Below are 950 nucleotides of genomic sequence, written 5' to 3'. Positions count from 1 at the left end.
AGTCACCGGTGAACGCCAGATCCGAGTTGAAGGCGTTCATGACGTCGCTCTTCGGGACGTTGGCCACATGAGTGATGTTGGCGCTGGTGTCGGCGTCGCTGACGAATTCGTCGTCCGCCGAGGCCGGGGCGGGTCCGAGAAGCCCGACCATGAGGGCCGCTGCTCCGGCGAGGGAGAACCCGGTCAGTCCGCGTCTGGCGGACCGGGGGGTGGGGGTCGGGGGGGATGACGCCATCCTGTGTACTCCTGGTTCTGACTGGAGTGAAACAGCAAGAACGTACACAGTTCAACATCTATATGTATAGGGGGAGACAAAGGAAACCTTGTTCTTAACACGGCGTCGGCCTGACCCGATATGGCTACACAACGTGCCTAGACTTCCCCTCCGTGGCGCGCCGGGGCCACCCGGCGCGCCACCGTCTCCGTCACGCCCCGGCACCCGTCAGGGCGAGGACAGGGACGGCTGGGACTGCGGGTTGAACTCCTCCATCCGCACCTTCTCGGCCTCCGCCAGGCGCGGATCGGTGAGCCGGAGCACGTCGAGTCCGTGCCTGATGTCGGAGGAGTAGACGTGGCCGTTGTAGTAGTAGGCCGACCACGAACCCGCGGTCGTCAGGGTGTCGGGATCCCAGGGGCCGCGGTCGAAGTGGCCGATCTCCTCGGGCTGGTCGGGGTTGGTGAGGTCGATGACCGAGACGCCGCCCTGGTACCAGGACTGCACGAGGTAGTCGTGGCCCGGAACCGGGATCAGCGAGCCATTGTGCGCCACACAGTTCTCTGTTTCGGACTGGTGACGAGGCAGTTTGTAGTAGCTCCGAAACTTGAGCGTGGTGTTCGCTCCCTCGCCTTCGAGTGAGTACACGGCGTCCGCACCCCGCTTCGGCCCCTTCTCCTCGGTGCAGATGGCCGCGTACCCGCCGCCGAGCTCGTCGGTGAAGAGTACGTTGCGC

The 950-nt window shown here is 64.9% G+C and carries 2 pseudogenes; both read right to left on the bottom strand.

From position 1 onward, the window contains the following. Positions 1–235: pseudogene (locus tag D455_RS34040) on the bottom strand (hypothetical protein); the annotation flags it as partial. Positions 236–442: 207 nt separating this feature from the next. Then, positions 443–950, bottom strand: a pseudogene (locus D455_RS0128580) (hypothetical protein); the annotation flags it as partial.

The organism is Nocardiopsis halotolerans DSM 44410, from assembly GCF_000341065.1.
GTDB classification, from domain to species: domain Bacteria; phylum Actinomycetota; class Actinomycetes; order Streptosporangiales; family Streptosporangiaceae; genus Nocardiopsis; species Nocardiopsis halotolerans.
This window is presented reverse-complemented; position numbering and strand designations above follow the sequence as displayed.